12 protein-coding genes and 2 riboswitches are annotated in these 18,809 nt (G+C 65.9%); of the genes, 5 read left to right on the top strand and 7 right to left on the bottom strand.

Annotation, left to right across the window (positions count from 1 at the left end):
* The first annotated feature begins 25 nt into the window (after positions 1-25).
* Positions 26-129: riboswitch (glycine riboswitch) on the top strand.
* 16 nt (positions 130-145) lie between these two features.
* Positions 146-254: riboswitch (glycine riboswitch) on the top strand.
* A gap of 65 nt (positions 255-319) precedes the next feature.
* From gcvT to C1O66_RS23230, 4 genes are all read left to right on the top strand, one after another.
* The gene (gene gcvT, locus C1O66_RS23245) at positions 320-1,450 is read left to right on the top strand and encodes a glycine cleavage system aminomethyltransferase GcvT (protein WP_102770359.1); all 1,131 of its coding nucleotides are present in this window, start codon (positions 320-322) and stop codon (positions 1,448-1,450) included.
* Positions 1,451-1,558: 108 nt separating this feature from the next.
* Positions 1,559-1,936 carry a glycine cleavage system protein GcvH gene (gene gcvH, locus C1O66_RS23240; protein ID WP_102770358.1) on the top strand — a complete coding sequence of 126 codons (378 nt, stop codon included), beginning with the start codon at positions 1,559-1,561 and terminating at the stop codon, positions 1,934-1,936.
* 144 nt (positions 1,937-2,080) lie between these two features.
* Complete coding sequence (gene gcvP, locus C1O66_RS23235; protein WP_102770357.1) at positions 2,081-4,975, top strand: aminomethyl-transferring glycine dehydrogenase; 2,895 nt, start codon at positions 2,081-2,083, stop codon at positions 4,973-4,975.
* Positions 4,976-5,123: 148 nt separating this feature from the next.
* On the top strand, positions 5,124-6,515 hold the full coding sequence (locus C1O66_RS23230; protein WP_102770356.1) for an L-serine ammonia-lyase: 1,392 nt from the start codon (positions 5,124-5,126) through the stop codon (positions 6,513-6,515).
* A gap of 77 nt (positions 6,516-6,592) precedes the next feature.
* Here the strand turns inward: C1O66_RS23230 and C1O66_RS23225 are convergent, their stop codons facing one another.
* From C1O66_RS23225 to C1O66_RS23195, 7 genes are all read right to left on the bottom strand, one after another.
* The gene (locus tag C1O66_RS23225) at positions 6,593-7,420 is read right to left on the bottom strand and encodes a nidogen-like domain-containing protein (protein ID WP_102770355.1); all 828 of its coding nucleotides are present in this window, start codon (positions 7,418-7,420) and stop codon (positions 6,593-6,595) included.
* A gap of 209 nt (positions 7,421-7,629) precedes the next feature.
* Positions 7,630-8,430: a substrate-binding periplasmic protein gene (locus C1O66_RS23220; RefSeq protein WP_102770354.1), complete on the bottom strand. Its 801-nt coding sequence runs from the start codon at positions 8,428-8,430 to the stop codon at positions 7,630-7,632.
* A gap of 179 nt (positions 8,431-8,609) precedes the next feature.
* Entirely contained in the window at positions 8,610-11,843 is a 3,234-nt protein-coding gene (locus tag C1O66_RS23215) for an efflux RND transporter permease subunit (RefSeq protein ID WP_102770353.1), read from the bottom strand.
* A 15-nt stretch (positions 11,844-11,858) separates the two neighbouring features.
* Positions 11,859-13,010 (bottom strand): efflux RND transporter periplasmic adaptor subunit, encoded by a 1,152-nt coding sequence (locus tag C1O66_RS23210; RefSeq protein WP_102770352.1) that lies wholly within the window; start codon positions 13,008-13,010, stop codon positions 11,859-11,861.
* A 152-nt stretch (positions 13,011-13,162) separates the two neighbouring features.
* Positions 13,163-14,419: an MFS transporter gene (locus tag C1O66_RS23205; RefSeq protein ID WP_102770351.1), complete on the bottom strand. Its 1,257-nt coding sequence runs from the start codon at positions 14,417-14,419 to the stop codon at positions 13,163-13,165.
* A complete protein-coding gene (gene aroC, locus C1O66_RS23200) occupies positions 14,416-15,543 on the bottom strand; it encodes a chorismate synthase (protein ID WP_102770350.1) in 1,128 nt (375 codons plus the stop codon). Before aroC ends, C1O66_RS23205 begins: the two co-directional genes overlap by 4 nt.
* Before the next feature lie 91 nt (positions 15,544-15,634).
* Positions 15,635-17,521: a pre-peptidase C-terminal domain-containing protein gene (locus tag C1O66_RS23195; protein WP_102770349.1), complete on the bottom strand. Its 1,887-nt coding sequence runs from the start codon at positions 17,519-17,521 to the stop codon at positions 15,635-15,637.
* A gap of 342 nt (positions 17,522-17,863) precedes the next feature.
* Here C1O66_RS23195 and C1O66_RS23190 point away from each other — a divergent pair, with 342 nt between their 5' ends.
* Complete coding sequence (locus tag C1O66_RS23190; RefSeq protein ID WP_102770348.1) at positions 17,864-18,778, top strand: acetamidase/formamidase family protein; 915 nt, start codon at positions 17,864-17,866, stop codon at positions 18,776-18,778.
* The last annotated feature ends 31 nt before the right edge of the window (positions 18,779-18,809 follow it).

Raw genomic sequence — 18,809 nt, 5'->3', positions numbered from 1 at the left:
TTTTGCGCAAAAACCAGGGCTACAATCGCCGCCGTCAGGAGAGAGCTTCCTCGCGGAAGCCGCCGAAGGCGCAGTGGCACTGGTGATCCCACGCTGCGAACGCTCAGGCAAAAGGACTGATAAAACGCCCGTTCACAAAACGTCGGGCGTCCTCACTGGAGAGAGACGGGTTTCGAGCCCGTCCACCGAAGGGGCAAGCTGTTGGCAATACGCCGGCGGCCAATCTCTCAGGTAAAGCGGACAGCGAGGGCATTCCCCCCCACTCCTTGAGTCGGTCTCAGGGGCGTGGGCCAGATGATTGCCCTCGAAAGCTGCTCCCATGTCCGCTGCTGACTCCTCCGCTCCCCTGCTCAAGACCCCCCTGCACGCCCTGCACATCGAACTCGGCGCCAAGATGGTGCCCTTCGGCGGCTACGACATGCCCGTGCAGTACCCGACCGGCGTGATGGCCGAGCACAAGCACACCCGCGCGGCCGCCGGCCTGTTCGACGTGTCCCATATGGGCCAGGTCCGCCTGATCGGCGATGGCGCTGCCGCTGCGCTGGAAACCATCGTGCCGGTCGATGTGATCGACCTGGGCCTGTTCAAGCAGCGCTATGCCCTGTTCACCAATGAACAAGGTGGCATCCTGGACGACCTGATGATCGCCCGCCGCCCGGACGACCTCTTTGTGGTGGTGAACGCCGGCTGCAAGGTGCAGGACATCGCCCACATGCAGGCCAAGATCGGCGACAAGTGCCAGGTCTTGCCCCTGCCCGAGCAAGCCCTGTTGGCCCTGCAAGGCCCGCAGGCCGTGACCGCCCTGTCGCGCCTGAACCCTGAAGTCGCCAAGCTGACCTTCATGACCGGCGGCTTCTTCAATCTGGACGGCATTGAGACCTTCCTGACCCGCTCGGGCTATACCGGCGAAGACGGCTTCGAAATCTCGGTCCACCAGGACCAGGCAGTCGAGCTGGCCCGCAAGCTGCTGGCCCAGCCGGAAGTCAAGCCCATCGGCCTGGGTGCGCGCGATTCGCTGCGCCTGGAAGCGGGCCTGTGCCTCTACGGCCATGACATCGACACCGGCACCACCCCGGTGGAAGCCTCGCTGACCTGGGCCATTCAGAAGGTGCGCCGCGCCGGTGGCGCCCGTGCCGGTGGCTACCCCGGTGCCGCCGTGGTGGACGAGCAGCTGTCCAAGGGCGCCGCTCGCAAGCGCGTCGGCCTGGTCAGCAGCGAACGCATGCCGGTGCGCGAAGGCGCCAAGCTGGTCAACGCCGAGGGCGTGGAAATCGGCGTGGTCACCAGCGGTACCCTGGGCCCCACGGTAGGCAAGCCGGTGGCCCTGGCTTACCTGGCCAAGGAATTTGCGGCCCTGGGCACCGAAGTCTTCGCCATCGTCCGCGACAAGCGCACACCGATGACGGTGTCCAGCACCCCGTTCACGCCCAACGGCTACTACCGCGGCTGAACGGATGAGAGCCGGCTCGGCTCTCGTCGCGCTTGCCCGGCCCCGATCGGGCACCCTACATTTCATTTTCTTTCTCCTTTCCACCTTCCGAAAGCAACGGAGCACCGCATGAGCAACATCAAGTACACGCCTGACCACGAGTGGGTCCAGATCGAAGCCGACGGCATCGTCACCGTGGGCATCACCGTGCACGCACAAGACGCCCTGGGCGATGTGGTGTTCGTGGACCTGCCTGCCGTGGGCAGCAGCTTCGAAGCCAAGGAAGTGGCGGGCGTGGTGGAGTCGGTCAAGGCCGCCGCCGACGTCTACATGCCGGTCGCCGGCGAGATCACCGAAGTCAACGAAACCCTGCGCGACGACCCGTCGCTCGCCAACAGCGACCCGCTGAAGACCGGCTGGTTCTTCAAGGTCAAGTTGAGCAATCCGGCCGAGCTGGACGGCCTGATGGACAGCACCGCCTACGACGAGCTGGTCAAGAACAGCTGATCAAACCGGCCGCGGCGGCTCTATGAGTGAGGCCGCGGCACCCCCTGCCACAGAGCGCAGTCCTTGCGCCTTGCTGTGGCAGGCTCTCCCGAACACAAACGGCCTGAGGCCGCCACAAGCGGCGCCAGGCTCCAAGGATTTGCCATGTTGATGTCCGCCCTGCAGCCCCTGTCGGTGCTCGAGAACGCCACCGAATTCCAAGCCCGCCACATCGGCCCCGATGCCGCTGACGAAGCCGGCATGTTGTCGGTGATCGGTGCCGCCTCGCGCCGCGCCCTGATCGAAGCCGTGGTGCCCGCCAGCATCAAGCGCTCAGTGGGCATGGACCTGCCGGCGGCTGCGACCGAAGCCCAGGCCCTGGCCGAGCTGAAGGCGCTGGCGGGCAAGAACAAGGTGCTCAAGAGCTACATCGGCCAGGGCTACTACGACACGCTGACACCCGGCGTCATCCTGCGCAACATCCTCGAGAACCCCGCCTGGTACACCGCCTACACGCCCTACCAGGCTGAAATTTCGCAAGGCCGCATGGAGGCCCTGGTCAACTTCCAGACCATGGTGACCGACCTGACCGGCATGGCCATTGCCAACGCGTCCATGCTGGACGAAGCCACCGCCGCCGCCGAAGCCATGACCCTGGCCGCCCGCGTGGGCAAGAGCAAGAGCCAGACCTTCTTCGTCGCCGACGACGTACTGCCGCAAACCCTGGAAGTGGTGCGCACCCGTGCCGAGCCCCTGGGCTTCAACGTGGTGGTGGGCCCGGCTGCTGAGGCTGGCAAGAGCGAGTGCTTCGCCGCCCTGCTGCAATACCCCGGCGTGAACGGCGATGTGCGCAGCCTGCAAGCCGCCGCCGACGCGGTCCATGCCCAAGGTGCGCTGCTGATCGCTGCCGCCGACCTGCTGGCCCTGACCCTGATCAAGGCCCCCGCCGAGCAAGGCGCCGACATCGCCGTGGGCACGACCCAGCGCTTCGGCATGCCCATGGGCAATGGCGGCCCGCACGCCGCCTACATGGCCTGCAAGGACGAGTACAAGCGCAGCCTGCCCGGCCGCCTGGTCGGTGTCTCCATCGACGCCCACGGCAAGCCGGCCTACCGTCTGGCCCTGCAGACCCGCGAGCAGCACATCCGCCGCGAGAAGGCCACCTCCAACATCTGTACCGCCCAAGTGCTGCCGGCCGTGGTGGCCAGCATGTACGCCGTGTACCACGGCCCGCAAGGCCTGAAGCGCATCGCCCAGCGCGTGGCCTCCTTCACCGCCGTGCTGGCCGAAGGCCTGAAGAGCCTGGGCTTTGCCCTCGGCAACGCCAGCGCATTCGACACCCTGCATGTGCAGACCGGTGCGCAGACCGCGGCCATCCAGGCCCGCGCCGTGGCCGCCGGCATGAACTTCCGCCGCGCCAGCGCCGAGGCCCTGAGCCTGTCGCTCGACGAGACCACCACACGCGCCGACCTGGCCGCCGTGCTGGCCGTGTTTGCCGATGGCAAGGCCCTGCCGGACCTGAGCGCGTTCGACAAGGGCATCGCCAGCCTGATCCCGGCTGAGCTGCAGCGCACCAGCGCCTACCTGAGCCACCCGGTGTTCAACCGCTACCACTCGGAAACCGAGATGCTGCGCTATCTGCGCGGCCTGTCGGACAAGGACCTGGCGCTGGACCGCAGCATGATCCCGCTGGGCTCCTGCACGATGAAGCTGAACGCCACGGCCGAGATGATCCCCATCACCTGGCCCGAGTTCGCCGGCGTGCACCCATTTGCCCCGCACGATCAGCTGCAGGGTTATGCCCAGCTGAACGAACAGCTGACCGCCTGGCTGTGCCAAGCCACCGGCTACGCCGGCATCAGCCTGCAGCCCAATGCCGGCTCGCAAGGTGAGTACGCCGGCCTGCTGGCCATCAAGGCCTGGCATGAGTCGCGCAATGAAGGCCATCGCAAGATCTGCCTGATCCCTGAATCGGCCCACGGCACCAACCCGGCCTCGGCCCAGATGGTGGGCATGCAGGTCGTGGTGACCAAGTGCGACAAGGAAGGCAATATCGACCTGGCCGACCTCAAGGCCAAGTGCGAGCAGCACAGCGCCAACCTGGCCGCCATCATGATCACCTACCCCTCGACCTACGGTGTGTTCGACACCCAGGTCAAGGAAATCTGCGCCCTGGTGCGCAGCCACGGTGGCCGTGTTTATGTGGACGGCGCGAACATGAACGCCCTGGTCGGTGTGGCCGCACCGGGCGAATTCGGCGGCGATGTCTCGCACCTGAACCTGCACAAGACCTTCTGCATCCCGCACGGCGGTGGCGGCCCGGGCGTCGGCCCGGTCTGCGTGGTGGCCGATCTGGTCCCCTTCCTGCCCACCCACCGTTCGGCCGGCTACGACAGCAAGACCGCCATCGGCGCCGTGTCCGCCGCACCGCTGGGCAATGCCGCCGTGCTGCCCATCAGCTGGATGTACTGCCGCATGATGGCCGCTGAGGGCCTGCAGGCTGCGACCGAAGTGGCCATCCTCTCGGCCAACTATGTGGCCGCCCGCCTGGCCGATGCCTACGACATCCACTTCAGCGGCAATATCGAGGGCATCAAGGGCGGCGGTGTGGCCCACGAGTGCATCCTGGACATCCGCCCGCTGAAGGACGCCACCGGCGTCGGCGCTGAAGACGTGGCCAAGCGCCTGATCGACTACGGCTTCCATGCGCCCACCCTGTCCTTCCCGGTGGCCGGTACCCTGATGGTGGAGCCGACCGAGAGCGAGTCTAAGTTCGAGTTGGACCGCTTCTGCGACGCCATGCTGGCCATCCGCGCCGAGATCGCCAAGGTGGCCGACGGCAGCTGGACGGCAGAAGACAACCCGCTGGTCAACGCCCCTCACACGGCAGAGAGCCTGCTGGCCGCGGAGTGGACCCATGGCTACAGCCGCGAAGAAGCTGCCTACCCGGTGGCCTCGCTGCGCCGCCAGAAGTACTGGGTGCCGGTGGGCCGCGTGGACAACGTCTACGGGGATCGCAACCTCAGCTGCTCCTGCCCGCCGATGAGCGACTACGCCTGAGCGTCCCAGGACGCTCGGCACCGCCCTGCCAGAGCCGGCTTGCTGTCTGATGGAACATTCACCATCGACGCCAGCCGGCTTTTTTGTCACAAGACCGGCCTGATTCATCGGGCCGTGCTCGAATCTCACACCAACGCTTGGAGGCCCCATGGCCGTTTCAGTCTTCGACCTCTTCAAGATCGGCATCGGCCCATCCAGCTCGCACACCGTGGGCCCCATGCGTGCGGCACGCATGTTTGTGCAACGCCTGCGCCACGAAGGCCAGCTCGAGCGCACGGCACGCGTGGTCTCGCAGATGTATGGCTCGCTCGGTGCCACCGGCAAGGGCCACGGCAGCGACAAGGCCGTGTTGCTGGGTCTGGCCGGCCATGAGCCGGATACGGTCGATGTCGAGCAGGTGCCGGCTTACCTCGACGCCATCCGCAGCGGCGGCCGCATCCGTCTGGGCGGTGAGCATGAGATCGAGTTCAACGAGGCCAAGGACCTGGTGCTGTTCAAGCGCCAGAGCCTGCCCTTCCATGCCAATGGCATGCGCTTCTCGGCCTTCGATGCCGAAGGTGTGGAAATCCAGCAGCGCACCTACTACTCGGTCGGCGGCGGCTTTGTCGTCAGCGACGAGGTGGCGGCCGACGGCAGCAAGCAAAAAGTCATCGCCCCCGATGCCACCGTGCTGCCCTACCCCTTCAAGACCGGCGACGAGTTGCTGGCGCTGACGAAGCAACACGGCATCAGCATCGCCGAAGTCATGCGCCGCAACGAGCGCCACTGGCGCAGCGATGAAGAGACCCGCGCCGGCCTGCTGAAGATCTGGCAGGTGATGCAGGACTGCGTCAGCCGCGGCTGCCGCACCGAGGGCATCCTGCCCGGTGGTTTCAAGGTCAAGCGCCGTGCGGCCCAACTGCACCGCGACCTGACCGCCAACCCCGAAGCCGCGCTGCGCGACCCGCTGCAGGTGATGGACTGGGTCAACCTCTACGCCCTGGCCGTCAATGAAGAAAACGCCGCCGGTGGCCGCGTGGTGACGGCGCCGACCAATGGCGCAGCCGGCATCGTGCCGGCCGTGCTGCACTACTACAGCCGCTTCGTCCACCACGCCAACGACGAGGGCGTGATCGACTTCCTGCTGACGGCTGCGGCCATTGGCATCCTCTACAAGGAAAACGCCTCGATCTCGGGCGCCGAGGTCGGTTGCCAGGGCGAGGTGGGCGTGGCCTGCTCCATGGCTGCTGCGGCCCTGTGCCAGGTCATGGGCGGCACGCCCGAGCAGGTCGAAAACGCCGCCGAGATCGGCATGGAACACCACCTGGGCCTGACCTGCGACCCAGTCGGCGGCCTGGTGCAAATCCCCTGCATCGAACGCAACGCCATCGCCTCGGTCAAGGCCATCAATGCCGCGCGCATGGCCTTGCGCGGCGACGGCACGCACTTCGTGAGCCTGGACAAGGTCATCAAGACCATGCGCGACACCGGTGCCGACATGATGACCAAGTACAAGGAAACCGCACGCGGCGGCCTGGCCGTCAACATCGTCGAGTGCTGATACGGCACGCGCAAGACGAAACAGAAAAAGGCGACCCGAGGGTCGCCTTTGACTTGGCTGGGTGAAACGAAACGAGTTCAGGCGCGACGACGACGCGACACCGCACCCAGGCCAGCCAGGGCCAGGCCCACCAGCAGCAGAGAGCTCGGCTCCGGCACGGTCGAGGGCGGCTGCACCGAGCCATTGCGCACGCTGAAGCTGTAGCGGCCGGCGACGTTGGAATTCAGCGAACCGGCAACCAGGGACTGGGCGCCGCCATCCAGCAGCGCGCCGTTGACGGCCGAGCCGGGCAGCTCGAAGGAATTGCTGTTGCCGTTGGACCAACCGACGCGCACCGAATTGCCACCTTGGCCGTTGCTGCCGCCGCTGCTGGCAGCATCTCCAGTCTCCCACTGGATCTTGTCGTAATTGAACTCGAAGTCGAAGTCACCGGCATTGATGTCCGAGCGGTCGGTGATGATGAGCTGGAAGGTGTTCAGCTTGTTGGCCTGGGTGTCAAAGTAGCCCACGTCCAGCCAGTTCACGCCGAAGACCTTGTGGCCGTTCAGCAGGCCGGTGCCGTACTGGGTGACACCGCTGCGGGCATTGCGGGTGTCCACGTCGGCAAAGAAGGCCGCCAGGATCTGGCGGTTGGTGCCCTGCAGGCCGAAGGGCGTGTAAGTGTCCAAGGCTCGATCAAACGTCACGTTGCCGTTGTTGTTGACGAACAGCTGGGTGAACTGGCTGCCGAAGAAATTGACGTTGAAGCCGATGTTGACCAGGCCGGTGGAGCCATCGTCGTTGCGCGGCAAGGTGTTGGCCGAGAACAGGTCGGTGTGATGCACAGCGCCCGCCAGAGCCGAAGAGCTCGCTGCCACCAGTCCCGAGACCAGCAGTGCGGCGGAAAACAGAGTCTTGATCTTCAATTCGTATCCCTACAAGTGTCCAAAACAAAAGTTCGCCCATTGGCGAACTTGCTTTGTGAAGCAGGGTTCATGCCAGCGCACCAAGTCCTTGTGGCGAGGCAATTTGCACGAAACAGAACGTAACGCTGTCAGAAAACCCGACAACGTGGTAACAACTGCATACAAAAAACCCATGACCTGCGGCACGGGTACAGACTGCAAGACCGGGCTTAGCGCTTGATTGGCGGGCTGTCCTGAGGCAGCCAGCGCTTGTAGATGGCGGCAAAGCTGCCGTCGCGCTTCATGGCATCGAGTGCCCTTTGCCAGGCTTGAACGACACGGTCAGGGGTGTCACGCGAGAAGGCGATATACCCTTCGGCGCTGGCATAGCTGTACACGATCTCCAGCGCATCCTCGGGCACGCCGGCCTGCGCCATGATCTTGGGCATGGACAGACGTTCGGTGGCGAAATAATCCGCCCGCTGGGCCAGGAGCATGCGGATGGCTGCCTGCGGATCGGCAACGCTGACCAGGTTGCGAAAGCCCAGCTGGCTCAGCTCCTCCGAGGTGTACCAGTCACGCACCACCAGCACCGACTTGGCCCGCTTGGCATCGTCCATGCTGCGCAGTCGCAGGCCACCGCGGGCCGGCGCATAGATCGAGCTGTAGAAGGTGACCACCGGCCCCACCCACTTGAAGAGGCGCTCTCGCCCTGGCGTGCGTGCCATGCTGAACAAGGCGGTTTCGCCGCCCAGTTGCACCTCGCGGTAGGCACGCGCCCAGGGTTGGAACTCGATCGGCAATTCCTTCTTCAGGCGCCGCTGGATCTCCTGCACCACCTCGACCGCCAAGCCCTTGGCCTCGCCGTTCTCGCTGAAGTTGATGGGAGCGAACTCTTCGCTGAGCAGGCGTTGTTGGGCTTGCGCTGGCAGCGTCGGGCCGATTGCGACCATGAGCAGGCAGAGCAGCCATCGGCAAGGGCGCGCCGTGTGGCGGCAGGCCTGCCGCCAGAAACCAAAACGAAGGAACATGGCTGCGCAGCATAGCCAAGCCTGAGCCCCTTGCTGCGGCCGGCCCCGCCGCGCGCACGGGCAAATCGTTCCGAACTCACGCGAGCGATCCTGTCGTACAGGAGAACGCCCCTCAAGAAAAAGAAACGGCGCCCCGAAGGGCGCCGCCGTGAGTCAAAGACCTGGGGCTGCCTGCGGCATCAAGCGCTGGCGCTGGCGCCGGCGCCAAGCGCTGGCAGCTCGGCCAGCATCGCCTCCTGCTGAGCGGCCGGCTTGGGCTTGCGCTCCCGCACCAGGTAGGAATACAGCACCGGTACCACCACCAAGGTCAGCAGGGTCGAGGTGATGACGCCGCCGATGATGGCCCGGCCCATGGGGGCTTGCACCTCACCGCCCTGGTTGAAGGCAATCGCCATGGGCAGCATGCCGAAGACCATGGCCGCTGTGGTCATGATGATGGGGCGCATGCGCACCAGGCCGGCCTCCAGCAGCGCCTCGGGAATGCTGGCCCCGCCCTTGCGGGCGTGGTTGGCAAAGTCGATCAGCAGGATCGCGTTCTTGGTCACTAGGCCCATCAGCATGACCAGGCCGATCATGGAGAACACATTGAGCGTGGTGCCCGTGATCAGCAGGGCCAGCATCACACCGATCAGCGAGAGGGGCAGCGAGGCCATGATGGCGATCGGCTGCACAAAGCTGCCGAACTGGCTGGCCAGCACGATGTAGATGAAGATCACCGCCAGGCCCATGGCGGCCAGCAGGCCATTGAAGGCTTCCTTCTGCTGCTTGCCGGCGCCATCGACATTGAAGCTGACGCCGGGCGGCAGTTCCATGGACTTGACGATCTTCTGCACATCGGCATTCACATCACCCGAGGGGCGGCCCTCGGTGCCGGCAAACACGGCCTCGCGGCGCTGCAGGTTCTGGCGGCGGATCACCTCGGGGTTGAACACCGATTCGATGGTGGCCACCTGATCGAGCGCGATCGGCGAGCCATCCTTTGCGAAGGCCACGGGCAGCTTGAGCATCTGGTCGATGCGCTGGCGTTGCTCGACCGGCAGGCGCAGCAGCACCTCGACCTGGTTGCCATCGGGCGTGGTCCAGTAGGTAGCCACCTCGCCGTTGACATAGGCGCGCAGCGATGCGGCCACCTGCGGTGCGGTCAGACCCAGCTCGCGAATCGCCGAGTCCTTGAGCTTGACGGCAAAAGCCGGCAGGCCGGGCTTGACCGTGGTCTCCACATCGACCGCGCCCTTGACCTTCTTGATCTTGGCCACCAGATCGTTGGCCACCTGGGTCAGGGCCTCCGGGTCATTGCCCAGCAAGGTGATCCAGATCGAGCGGTCGCCGCCCACGCTGGCATCGACACCGGGGATCTTGGCGATCTCGGCACGAATGGCATCTTCCACCTGCTTCTGGCTGCGCTTGCGGTCCTTGCGGTCCACCAGCGAGATGTTCAGCGAGGCCTGGTTGCGGCCGGTGGCCATGCCCTCACCGGTGCCGCCGACCACGGTGGACACGGTCTTGATCTCGGGGAACTGCGCCAGCAGTTCCTCCACCTGCAGCACCTTGGCGTTGCTGCGCTCCAGGCTGGAGGCCACGGGCAAGCGCAGGTTCACCTGGGTGAAGCTGTCATCGGTCTTGGGTGCAAACTCGGTGCCGACAAATCCAGCCAGCACCAGGGCCAGCACAAAGCTGCCGCCGCCAGCCATCATGACCAGGCCACGCGGCGTAATGGTGGCCAGGCGCAGGCGGCGCGGGGCGCTGCGATCGCGCTGGCCTGCGGCGTCGAATGGACGGCCCCAGACCGGAATCGGCAGTGCAAACAGGCGATAGCGTCGGCCCGAGAACGCCCAGCGAATCAGGCGCTCGTAGACCCGGTGCAGCACATCCATGCCGTGATCGGTGGCGCGGATCAGGTGGCCGATCACCGGCAGCTTCTTGACGTAATGGCTTGGCGGGTCCTTCCAGACCGAGCTCAGCATGGGGTCGAGCGTGAAGCTGACGAACAAGCTCACCATCACCGCCACCGCCACGGTGATGCCAAAGGGGTAGAAGAACTTGCCGATGATGCCGCCCATGAAGGCCACCGGCACAAACACCGCGCAGATGGCAAAGGTGGTGGCCATCACCGCCAGGCCGATCTCGTTGGTGCCGTCAAACGCCGCCTGCTGGTGGCTCTTGCCCATGCCGACATGGCGCACGATGTTCTCGCGCACGACGATGGCATCGTCGATCAACAAGCCAATGCACAGCGACAGGGCCATCATGGTCATGAAGTTCAGCGTGAAGCCGAAGGCATGAACGGCGATGAAGCTGGAGATCACGGCGATCGGCAGGGTCAGGCCGGTGATGATGGTCGAACGCCAGCTGTGCAGGAACAGGAAGACGATGGCCACCGTCAGCAGCGCGCCCTCGACCAGGGTGTGCTTGAGGCCGTTGAGCGAGTCCTTGACGTTGTCGCTGGAGGCGTAGATCAGGTTCAGCTCCACGTCCTTGGGCAAGGTCTTGCGCAGCTCGGCCATGGCCTCCTTGACGCCCTCCCCGGTGTTGACGATGTTGGCATCTTGCTGCTTGAAGACATTGAAGGTCACGGCGGCCGCACCATTGATGCGGGCCAGGCTGTCCGGTTCGCGCTCACGCTCCACCAGTTGGCCCAGATCGCCCAGGGTCAGCACCAGATTGCCGCGCCGCGCCACCACCACCTTGGCAAAGGCCTTGGGGTCCTTGACCCGACCTTCCACGCGCAAGATGGCATCGGCACTCTTGTCCGAGATCAGGCCTACCGGCTGGTCGACATTGGCCTCGCGCAAGGCCTGGGCAATCTCGGCCGGTGTCACGTTGTAGGCACGCAAGCGCATCGGGTCCAGATCGATGCGCACCTCGCGCGAGACCAGGCCGCCCACGTCCACGCGGGCCACGCCGTCCACGCGGCCCAAGCGCTTGGCGATGATGAGCTCACTCATCATCGACAGCTCGCGCGCCGGCCGTGTCTTGCTCATCAGCGCAGCCAGCACCACGGGCTGGTTGTCTTCCATCTGGGCGCGCGCCACGGTCGGCGTTTTTGCTTCCTTGGGGAAGGCCGATTGCGCCAGCGAGACGCGGTCACGCACCTCCTGCATGGCGCGGCCCATATCGGTGTTCAGGCCGAACTCGACCTGGGCCTGCACCCGGCCTTCGAAGCTGCGCGACACCACGCGTTCGACACCAGCGATGGTGTTCAGCGATTCTTCGAGGGGCTTGGCGATCTCACGCTCCACCGCCTCGGGCGAGGCGCCGGGATAGCGCACATCGACGGACGCGACGGGGATGGAGATGTCCGGCATGTTCTCCACGCCCAGCTTGGCGTAGGAGAACAGACCCAGCACACACAAAGCCACCATCACCATGGTGGCGAAGACCGGGTTTTGAATCGAGACGCGAGTCATCCACATGATGCCGGTCCTCGCTCAGGGTGCGGTGGCCGCAGCCACCTTGGTCTTGGCCGCCACGACAGTCGCCTTGGCGCCCTCGCGCAGATTGTCGAAGCGCGCCGACAGCACCTGGGCCGCGGGCGTCAGGCCTTGCAGCACCTCGACCCGCCCTTCCCTCGCGTCCCGGCGGCCGGTGGTGACGATGCGGCGCACCAGGGCGCCGTTCTCGATCAACCAGACCTGCTCCTGGCCGCCATTGCTGCTCAGCGCGGTTTCCGGCACGGTCAGGCGCTGGGCCTCATCGGCCAGCTCGACGCGAGCCACGGCATACTGGCCGGCACGGAACTCTTCCTTGGCATTGGCCAGCTCGAGAGTCACGCCGATGGAACGCGTGCCCGGTTCGGCGGCCGGTGCGATACGGCTGATGCGGGCCTGGACTGGCGCCTCATGGCCTTCCACCTTGATCTGCACCGTCAGGCCGGGCTTGAGGCGACTGACCTCATGCGTGCCCACCAGGCCGGCCAGCTCCAGCCGGCTCAGGTCGACGATGCTGAGCACCTGTTGCTCGGGCGCCAGCTTCTCGCCAGCCACCGCATGGCGCTTGGACACCACGCCGCTGATCGGCGCCACCAGGGCCGCCTGGCGCAGGGTCACCTGGGCCGTGTCGAGCTGCGCACGGGCGCTGGAGAGTTGGGCACGCGCGGCTTCCAGGGCCGCACGCGAGGTGTCCAGCGCGGTGCTGGCGATGAACTTCTGGTCGGCCAGGCCCTGGTTGGCCTTGAACTGACGTTCGGCCTGCTCCAACTGGGCACGGGCCGATTCGACGCTGGCATTGCGCTCGGCGATGCGAAAGCGCAACTCTTCCAGATCGATCTGCCCCAAAGCCTGACCGGCACGCACACGGCTGCCCTCGGCCACGGCCAGGCTCAGCAAGGTGCCGCTGGATTTGGCCCGCACGATGGCGGTGTTGGGCGCCACCAGCGGGCCCGAAAACTCGATCTGGGCTGGCATGCGGGTCAGGGTCGGTTTGACCACCTCATGCGGCACAAACTCCAGCGTCACCTTGGCCGGCCCGGCCTCGGCCTCTTTCTTGGGCGTGTCGCCGCCCTTGCTGGCCCATACCGTCACGCCCGCGCCCCCGGCCAGCAGCACCGCTGCAATTCCACCAACAAGCCATTGTTTGCGCATGGAGTCCCCCATTCATCTGTCAAAACCACAAAGTGGCCGCAGTGTAGGAAGGCGCCTCATGGAGCGCGGGCGGGATGCGACGAAACGCCAAAAGCCAGCACCGATCTGCTTTTGGCCACGACCGCCCGTGCAGGCCGGGGCAGGTTTGAGGCTCAGGACTTGGTCTGCTGCGCCTCGCAGACCAGGCTGCGCCAGCCACAGAAGGCTCCGGCCAGGGCGCAGAGCGAAGCGGCCCAGAACACCGCCGCATAGCCCAGATGGTCCACCAGCCAGGCCCCGCCCAAGCTGCCCAGCACGCCCGACAAGCCATAGCCCAGCACCGAGTACAAGGCCTGCCCCCGGCCGCGCAGGCGGCCCGGGAAGTAACGCGTGATCAGCGCGATGCAAGCCGTATGCTGGGCCGCGAAGGTGATGGCATGGCCGCATTGGGCCAGCAGCAGCAGACCGAGGTTGGCACCGAAGGCCGCCGTCATGGCAAAGCGCAGGGCTGCCAGCAAGGACGCCGCCACCAGCCAGTGGTGCAGGGTGGCTCGCTCCAGCAAGCGGCCCGAGAAGGCGAACCAGAAGATCTCCACCACCACCGAGATCGCCCACAGCCCGCCAATCACCGGCTTGCTGTAGCCCAGGGCATCAAGAAACAGGCTGAAAAAGGCGTACAGCGCCGAATGCGCCAACACTGTGAGGAACACACCGAGGAAGAACCAGCGCACCTCGGCCCGGGCAAACACGGCCAGCACCGAATCGCTGCCCTCCGCCACCGCTGCCGCGCTGCGTGCCGCCGGGCTGGGCCGCGCCTGCAGCGGCATGCGCCAAGCCATCAAGACCACCAGGGCCAGCAAGGCAAAGGTGGTCAGCGCAAACCAGCGCATGCCGAAATGCTCATACCACCAGCCGGCCAGCACCACGGTGGCCAGAAAGCCGATCGAGCCCCACATGCGCACGCGGCCATAACGGCGCGTGTCCATGCCACCGTCGGCCGTGCTCAGGTGGCTGGCCACCACGGTCTCGGTCAAGGGCACGATGGCCGCGTTGAAGCTGAACATCAAAAAGGTGGCGATCACCAGGGTCGCCAGCTGAGGCGGCAGCAAAAAACCGGCGCCGGCGATGCAGCTGGCCAGGGCCGTCCAGCGGATGATCTGCACCCGCTGGCCCGTGCGGTCGGCCAGCGCGCCCCAGGCGTAGGGCGCGAACAGGCGCGTCCAGCTGGACAAGGAAACCAGCAAGCCGATGGCAAACACCGGCAGGCCCAGCTCCTTGTACCAAAGCGGGGCATAGGGGTTGAAGCCGCCGATGGCGGCGAAGTAGGCGCAGGACAGGGCCGCGCTGGCGGCCAGGGTGCGGGCCGAGGCGCCGCCGCGTGGCAGGCCGAAGCTGCCGGAACCGCCGGAGCCGCTCGGGGGCTCGGTCATTCAGCCGATCCGTCCGCGCCTGCGGCGGGGCGGGCGCCCGGAATCGGCGCCAGCGGCAGGGCCACATCGCCGCACTGCGCGCGATGGCGCAGCACATGGTCCATCAACACCAGGGCCAGCATGGCCTCGGCGATCGGTGTGGCGCGGATGCCCACGCAAGGGTCGTGGCGGCCAAAGGTCTCGACCACGGCCGGCTCGCCGGCGCGGTTGATCGAGGCCTTGGGGTTGCGGATCGAGCTGGTCGGCTTGATGGCGATGGAGGCCACGATGTCCTGCCCGGTCGAGATGCCGCCCAGCATGCCGCCGGCGTTGTTGCTGGCGAAGCCGAACGGGGTCAGCTCGTCGCCATGCTCGCTGCCGCGCTGGGCCACCACGCCGAAGCCGGCGCCGATCTCCACGCCCTTGACCGCGTTGATGCCCATCAGGGCGTAGGCGATGTCGGCATCGACCTTGTCAAACAAGGGCTCGCCCAGACCCACAGGCACGCCGGTGGCCTCGACGCGGATGCGCGCACCGACCGAATCGCCGGATTTGCGCAGCGCATCCATATACGCCTCCAGCTCGGCGATCTTGCTGGAGTTGGCGGCGAAGAAGGGGTTGTCGCCCACATGCTGCCAGCCCTCGAAGGGGATCTCGATCTCGCCGAGCTGGGTCATGCAGCCGCGGAACTCGGTGCCGAATTTCTCTTTCAGCCATTTGCGCGCCACGGCGCCGGCACCGACCATGGGTGCGGTCAGGCGGGCCGAGGAGCGGCCGCCGCCGCGCGGATCGCGCAGGCCGTACTTGCGGTAGTAGCTGTAGTCGGCATGGCCCGGACGGAAGGTATCCAGGATGTTGCCGTAGTCCTTGCTGCGCTGGTCGGTGTTCTTGATCAGCAGGCAGATGGGCGTGCCGGTGGTGTAGCCCTCAAAAACGCCGGAGAGGATCTCGACGGCATCGGGCTCGTTGCGCTGGGTCACATGGCGGCTGGTGCCGGGGCGGCGGCGGTCCAACTCGGGCTGGATGTCGGCTTCGCTGAGGGCCAGGCCCGGGGGGCAGCCGTCGATCACACACCCAATGGCCGGGCCATGGCTCTCGCCGAAATTCGTGACGCGGAACAATTCGCCGAAAGTGCTGCCTGACATGGGAATCCTGTGCTGCCTGAAGCGCTGGATTCTACGGGCAGGCCGGGTGAAGCCCAGCCTGCCCCGCGCTCACTTTGCGATCACAGCACCATCACGGCGTGACCGTGGCCGTGACCGTCACGCCGCTGTAGGCCGCATAGGCTTGCACACCGACGATGTAGGTGGCCGCCGTCGGCGCGGTGATGGCGCAGCTCTCGTTGCTGGTCGAGCCATCGCTCTTGCAGGCATAGCTGCTGGTGCTGGGCTTGGCCGTCTTCTGCACAAAGAGGTCGGCATCGCCGTTGCTGCCCTTGAGCGTGACCGTCAGCTTGGAGGCTGCGCTGGGCAAGGTGATGGCGTAGTAGTTCCAGCTGCCGGTGGCGCCGCTCTGGTTGGCCAGGGGCACGCCATTGCTCAGCGGAGTAGGTGGCGTGTCGGGCACGCCGCCGCTGAGCGTGCCCTTGAGTGCATAAAGGCCAACCGAGGAGTAGTTCGAGAAGCCCCTCTGCGGCGTGCCCTCAGCGCCGCCCTGGATCTTGATCGAGTAGCTGCCGGCAGGCAGTTGCAGATTGCTGAACTCGGCCGAGCGATTCACCGCCAGATTGCTGCGCGCCACCTGCTGGCCGCTGCTGTTCAGGATCTGCGCCTCGACATCGAGCATGCGCAAGTACTCGATCGGGTCCACCCGCAGGTTCAGGGTCGCGGCATTGGCGACCGTGAAGGTGAACAGATCGTTGTCGGTGTTGCGCTCGATCTGGCCCCAGTTGTCCAGCGGGTTGATCTCCCCCCCGGCGCGCAGCTGCAGGGGCTTGCCGTTGACGTTGTCGTCGGCCACATAGGGCACCGACTCATTGACCGTCATGATGCGGAAATCGTCTTCCTGGTTGTTGGCGGTGCTGTACTCGCCACGGCTCCAGGTAAACAGCTGGTTGGCCCAGGAGCCACCCATCCAGTAGTTGCCCATGATGGGGCCCCACTGGTAAGCCGGGATGCCTTCGAAGTACTCACCACCGCTGCCGCCGCCGTCATGCGACATGCCCATCTGGTGACCCACCTCGTGCGCACCGGTCATGCCGATGCCATAGCCGTAGTCGAAGCCGGCCGAGGGGTTGCGGTACAGCGTGCCGGCCGAGGTGGTGCCGAAAGAGCGCAGCGGCGCAAAGGAGCGACCATCCTGGTTGATGAAGTTGATGATGCCGGTGCGCAAGGTGTTGGCCGTGCGCGCCGCGTCGTAGACCGAGCGCTTGGTCGTGACGTTCATGTTCAACATCGAGTACTGGTCGGCCACCGATTGCCAGGCCCGGTACATCTGTTCTTTCGTCACCCCATTGAGCGGCGTGCTGCCGTTCATGACAGCGGTGGTGTTGAGATAGAACACCCAGGGGCTTCCGGGCTTGCTCTCCAGCTGGGTGACGTCCTGATTGGCATAGGGCCCGATATGCGGTGCCTGGCGCAGAGCCATGGGGCTGTAGACGGGCGCGGCCACGGCCAATGTGGTGACGTTCTGGGCGCGCTCATAGTCGTGCTGGAACTTCTCGTCGAAATCGGGAAAGACCACGGTATAGGGCACTTCGCGCACCAGCACCTGACCTTTGGCGCCATCGGCGCTGCCGCTGCTGAACTCAAAGGCCTTGCGCTTGTCATGCAGCGCCAGATAGCCACCCAGGTTCTTGGCACTGCCCTTGAGGAAGAACACCGAGTTGCTGTTGCCCAGGGCATGGCCGGAGATGGACACCAGACCATTCTTGTCGAAGAAGTCCTGGATCTGCACTGCGAGCGACTCGTTGCCGAAGGTGCGGAAGAAGGGGCTGCTGCTGCCGCGGTGTTGCTGGCGCAGCGCCTCGATCAACTGCTCGCCGCTGCCGAGATTGAGCACGGCCGTGCTCTCGACAGCGCCGTCTTGAGCAGCCGCAGGCAGGCTCATGCTGGACAGTGCACTCAGGATCAAGGCCGCAGCCGGAAGCAGAGCGAGTTTGAATGGGGTCTTGTGGGCAGGCATGGGGGTCTCCAGAGGTAGATGTGGACCGTCGGCCGGAGCCGAGGCTGCGCAGTGTCCTCAGCGCAGCCGCGCTTGAACATAGAAACATCTGACAGAGGGTCGGGGCCCGTGGGCCAGATTGAGACAGGGCCTGTTGGCTCGGCAGGCAAAAAGTGAAAGTCCGATCGCGGAGCTACTTTCGATCTTCCACGGATACACGTGCGCTTGACGTTCGCGGATCGAGCGCTGCGGGACCGATGCCGCTGGCATGCAAAGGGTCGCCCCCGATGGCCAGCTTCCGCCTCGCTTCGTAGAGTCCAGGCGCAGGCCACAAGCCCAACACACTGGCAGGAGGAGAAGCCCATGAGCAGCGTCCATCGAATCTCGCGCGAGCAGGTGATCTACGCCATGTCGCGCGACAACCCGCCGGTGCTCAGCGTCGACAGCGGCGAGCGGCTGCTGTTCGAAACCTGCGACTGCTTCCAGGACCAGATCGTCAGTGAAGACACGCCGTTTGAAGGCGTGGACTGGGCCCGCATCAACCCGGCCACCGGCCCGGTCTTCGTGCGCGGCGCCGAACCCGGCGATGTGCTGGCCGTGGACATCGAACACATCGAGGTGGGCGAGCGTGCCGTGATGGTGACGGCACCGGGCCTGGGCATCCTCGGTGACCGCTTCAGCGAGGCCAGCATCCGCAGCATGGCCATCGAAGGGGGTCAGGTCTTGATGCCCGGTGGCATCCGCCTGCCCTTGCGGCCCATGATCGGCGTCATCGGCACGGCGCCGGCCGGCGAGCCCGTGTCCTGCGGCACCCCCGACGCCCATGGCGGCAATATGGATTGCAAGCTGATCAGCGCCGGCCACACGCTCTACCTGCCGGTGCAGGTGCCGGGCGCCCTGCTGGCCCTGGGCGATCTGCATGCGGCCATGGGCGATGGCGAGGTGTCGGTCTGCGGCTTGGAGGTGGCCGGCGAGGTGCGCGTGCGCCTGCGCGTGATCAAGCCCGAGGCCGGCAAGCCCTGGCCCCTGCCCTTGCTGAGCACGCCCAGCCATGCCTACACCCTGGGCTCCGCCGTGCAGCTCGATGAGGCCGCCCTGCTGGCCAGCCGCCAGATGGCGGACTTGTTGACCCAGCACGGCCGCATGAGCGAGGTCGACGCAGTCAACCTGATGAGCATCGCCGGCAATTTGCAGATCTGCCAGATCGTCGACCCCAAGAAGACCTGCCGCTTCGAGATGCCGCAAGCGCTGCTGCAGCAGTTGGGGATTGCGCTGTGAGCCGCTCGAGCCCGCCAGGCCTCACGGCATC

The sequence above is a fragment of the Paucibacter aquatile genome (assembly GCF_002885975.1).
Taxonomy (GTDB): domain Bacteria; phylum Pseudomonadota; class Gammaproteobacteria; order Burkholderiales; family Burkholderiaceae_C; genus Paucibacter_A; species Paucibacter_A aquatilis.
The sequence above is the reverse complement of the archived record's forward strand: the minus strand, read 5'-3'. Positions and strand labels throughout refer to the sequence as shown.